Raw genomic sequence first — 4,215 nt, 5'->3', positions numbered from 1 at the left:
GGCCCGCGGGTGCCGCCGGATCCACATCGGCGCCGGCGAGCAGCGTGCGCCGCACAACGCCGGTCAGCCGCTTTCCGGCGTAGGGCGTGATCGGGTTCTTGTGCTGCAGGGCGGCCGGGTCCACGGTGAAGGTGTCCTCCGCGGCGAAGACGGCGAAGTCTGCGTCCTTACCCTCGGCAATGGCTCCCTTGTGGTCCAGCCCGGCGAGTTCGGCGGGGGCGGCGGACATCCAGCGCAGCACCTGCTCCAGGCTGATCCCGCGGGTGCGTGCCTCGGTCCAGATCAGGGCCAGGCCCAACTGCAGCGAGGACACCCCGCCCCAGGCCACGCCAAAGTCGCCGTTCTCCAGGTCCTTCAGGTCCAGGGTGCTGGGCGAATGGTCGGAAACAATGCAGTCAATGGTCCCGTCCGCCAGGCCGGCCCACAGCTGTTCCCGGTTCGCGTCTTCGCGGATGGGCGGGCAGCATTTGAAGGCCGTGGCGCCGTCGGGAATCTCCTCGGCCTTCAGCGTGAGGTAGTGCGGGCAGGTCTCGGCGGTCAGCCGCACGCCGTCGGCCTTGGCCGTGCGGATCAGCGGCAGCGCTTCGGCGGAGGACAGGTGCAGGATGTGCGCCCGGCCGCCGGTGCGCCGGGCCGCGTCGATGACGCCGGCGATGGCAGTGTTTTCCGCGGCCGGGGGGCGGGAGGCGAGGAACCCGGCGTACTTGGCTCCGGGCGGGGTGTCCGCGATGGCGGCGGGATCCTCGGCATGCACAATCAGCAGGGCGTCGAAGGTTTTCAGTTCGGCGAGCGCCGCTTCCATTTCCGCCGGTTCCAGGTGCGGGAACTCGTCCACGCCGGAATGGACCAGGAAGCATTTGAAGCCGAACGCGCCGGCCTCGTGCAGCGGGCGCAGATCCGCCAGGTTGCCGGGCACGGCCCCGCCCCAGAAGCCCACGTCCACCGCGGCCTGCGGTGCGGCGACGGCGCGCTTGGTGTCCAGCGCATCCACGCTTACGGTGGGCGGGATGCTGTTCAGCGGCATGTCGATGAGCGTGGTGACCCCGCCCGCCGCGGCGGCACGGGTGGCGGAGGCGAAGCCCTCCCACTCGGTGCGGCCGGGCTCGTTCACGTGTACGTGGGTGTCCACCAGGCCGGGCAGCAGGGTTTCGTCAGCGGCCAGCTCCATCAGCCGGTCCCCGTCGAGTCCGGTGCCCAGGGGTACGACGGCGGCAATCACCCCGCCCCGCACCCCCACTTCGGCGGGAATGGTCCCCTCCGGGGTGAGCACGGCACTGCCGCGGATCACCAGGTCGAAGTGCCCTGCTTCCTGTGCTGACGAAATACCCATCACGAACCCTCCGTTGAAGAAATACCATCCGGTGAGGTGTCACCGGCTACCAAAAAATCCGCCACCTGCAGGAAGCCGTCCGGTGACAGGCCGTCCGCCGGCGCGAAGTACTCCAGCGAGACATCCCCGGCGTAGCCGCGGGCGCGCAGCTCCCGCACCCAGCGGGCCAGGGGCAGGCTGCCGGTGCCGGGGGCGCCACGGCCTGGTGCGTCGGCAATCTGCACGTGGCCAAACCGGGCTGCGTCGGCGGCAATCAGCGCGGCCACGTCCTCGCCGTTGACCGCCAGGTGATAGAAGTCCGCGAGCAGTGCCGTGTTCTCCGCCCCGGCGTCGTGCGCCTGCTGCAGGACGGCGGCCGCGTCCGCCGCGGTGCGCAGCGGATAGTCCGGCGCCCCGCTGAGCGGTTCCAGCAGCACTGTCCCGCCGAAGGGCGCCACGGCTGCGGCGGCGGCACGCAGGTTCCGCAGTGCTTCCGCGTCCTGCTCCTCCGGGCTGAAGTCCGTGCTGCGGTTCCCGTACAGGGCGTTGAACAGCCGGCAGCCCAGGCGCTTCCCGATCCCGGCCACCACCGGAGTGTTGGCCCTGAACTGCGCACCCCGGTCCGGCAGGGACAGCACGCCACGCTCACCGGCGGGCATGTCCCCGCCGTAGAAGTTCAGTGCCCCCAGCTGCACGCCGGCGTCGCGGACGGCTGCTTCGAACTCCCGGACCTGCGCTTCGGCGGGTACCGGCTCCTCGAACGGCCACCAGAATTCCACCGTGCCAAACCCGGCGGCCCGCGCGGCGGCGGGGCGTTCCATCAGCGGCAGTTCGGTGAACAGCGTGGAGCAGTTCACCGAGTACCCGGCCAGCGGGCCGCCGTCGGACGCCGTCATTACCGGCCGCCGAGCAGGACCTGGCGGTTGACGTCCTTGTACAGGAGGTAGCGGAAGTTGGACGGGCCGCCGGCGTAGCAGGCCTGCGGGCAGAAGGCGCGCAGGGACATGTAGTCCCCCTCCTCCACCTCCACCCAGTCCTGGTTCAGCCGGTACACGGCTTTGCCTTCCAGCACGTACAGTCCGTGTTCCATCACGTGGGTTTCCGCGAACGGGATGACGGCGCCGGGTTCGAAAGTCACTACGTTCACGTGCATGTCATAGGCCACGTCATCCACCGGGATCATCCGGGTGGTGCGCCATTTGTTGTCCGTGCCGGGCATCGCGGCGGGTTCAATGTCCTGCTCGTTGCCGAAGACCGGCTGCGGGGTGTGGCCGGCGAGCGGCTGGTAGGCCTTGCGGATCCACTGGAACTTCGCCGGCTCGCCGCCCTCGTTGTAGGCACTCCACAGGGCTTCCGGCGGCAGGTAGGCAAAACCGCCCGGTGTCAGCACGTGGTCCCGGCCGAGCAGCCGGATGGTAAGGGCTCCTTCCAGCACAAACACGAAGGATTCCACCGTCAGTTCCGGTTCCGGGGCGCGGGATCCGCCGCCGGGTGCCACCTCCACCAGGTACTGGGCGAAGGTGGTGGCCCCGCCGGCTACCGGCCGGTTCAGGATCCAGGTGCGGGTGTCCGTCCATTCGGGCAGCACGCTGGTGACAATGTCGCGCAGTACGCCGCGCGGAATCACGGTGTAGGCCTCGGTCACCACGGCGCGTCCGGTGAGCAGCTCGGTCTGGCCCGGCAGGCCACCGGCGGCTGCGTAGTAGCGCGGGGTGTCGGACTGGGGGGTATTCATCTAGCGGACCTTCTTTGGGGTGGGGAATTGGTGCCGGTCAGGACGTGGCGGGGCGGGAAGTGGACGGTGCGGAAGGCGCTGCCGGGACCGCTGCGGCGGCCTTGGGGTGGGCCAGGGCGGCGAGTTCGACGCCGGTCAGCCCGGTGCCGTCCGCCACTTCCGCCTCGGTCAGGGCGCCGCAGAGCAGTCCGCGGTGCACAAACCGGGCCAGTGCGCGGGCGGTGGCCGGTTCATCCAGCACCGTTCCCTCGAGCTTGGCAACGTAGGTGTGCAGCCGGCGGGCGGCGGCGTCGAACCCCTCCCGGTAGAAGGCGTAGGTGGCCAGGAAGCGGGTGGGCAGCTGGGCCGGGTGCAGGTCCCAGCCCTGGTAGAAGCCGCGTTCCAGGGAACGGCGCACCAGCCGGGCGTGCAGCTGCCAGGCGGCGCGGATTTCCTCCGGGGTGCCCAGCGGCAGGATGTTGGTGGAGCCGTCCGAGAGCCGGACGCCGGTGCCGGCAACGGCCACCTGCATCACGGCCTTGGCGTAGTCCGCGGCCGGGTGCTCCATGGACTGGTATTCGGCGGCGATCTGCACCGAATCGCTGTAGTCGTAGGTGCCGTAGTGCAGCGCCGAGATCCGGCCCTTGCCGCGGTGGATCAGCTGGGCCGCCGGCACGGTGCCGTTGGCGGCCAGGATGAGCTGCGGGGTTTCCACCTGCACTTCGAACCGCAGCCGTCCCGGTTCCAGTCCGTGCGCTTCCTCCAGGCGTTCGCAGGTGTAGACCATGGCCTCCACCTGCTCCACGGTGGAAACCTTGGGCAGGGTCAGGACCAGGCCCTCCGGCAGCTCCCCCGCCGCGAGCAGGCCGGCCAGGAACAGGTCCAGGGTGCGTACGCCGCGGGCCCGGGTGGCCGCTTCGAAGCACTTGAACCGTATACCCACGAACGGCGGGGCGGTGCCGTCCGCCACCGCGGCAGCGACAGCGGCGGCAGCCTGCCGGGCGTGGGTATCCTCCTCCTCGTCCGGCCGCATCCCGTATCCGTCCTCGAAGTCCAGCCGCAGGTCCTCGATGGGTTCGCTCTGCAGTTTCGCTTCGACCAGGGGCACGACGGCGGCGGCCAGGTCTGCGTCCAGCCCCGCCACCTCTGCCAGCTCCGTCAGCGACCCCTGCGCCGCCGCGGCGGCCAGGCC

Annotated in this window: 4 protein-coding genes; all 4 read right to left on the bottom strand. The window is 70.5% G+C overall.

What is annotated here, in order from left to right:
- Positions 1 to 1,330: allantoinase AllB (gene allB / locus AC5RVB_RS16315; RefSeq protein ID WP_494143172.1), on the bottom strand; the 1,330-nt coding region annotated here is incomplete at its 3' end.
- Positions 1,330 to 2,205, bottom strand: a complete 876-nt coding sequence (locus AC5RVB_RS16310) for a hydroxypyruvate isomerase family protein (RefSeq protein ID WP_494143171.1) — start codon at positions 2,203 to 2,205, stop codon at positions 1,330 to 1,332. The genes allB and AC5RVB_RS16310, both read right to left, overlap by 1 nt.
- Positions 2,205 to 3,044: a bifunctional allantoicase/(S)-ureidoglycine aminohydrolase gene (locus AC5RVB_RS16305; protein ID WP_227902861.1), complete on the bottom strand. Its 840-nt coding sequence runs from the start codon at positions 3,042 to 3,044 to the stop codon at positions 2,205 to 2,207. Before AC5RVB_RS16305 ends, AC5RVB_RS16310 begins: the two co-directional genes overlap by 1 nt.
- A gap of 37 nt (positions 3,045 to 3,081) precedes the next feature.
- On the bottom strand, positions 3,082 to 4,215 hold a 1,134-nt coding region (locus AC5RVB_RS16300), incomplete at its 5' end, for a DUF6986 family protein (protein ID WP_494143170.1).

The sequence above is a fragment of the Arthrobacter sp. Y3225209 genome, assembly GCF_059090685.1.
Note: the sequence above shows the minus strand (reverse complement) of the source record. Positions and strands in the feature narration are given on the sequence as shown.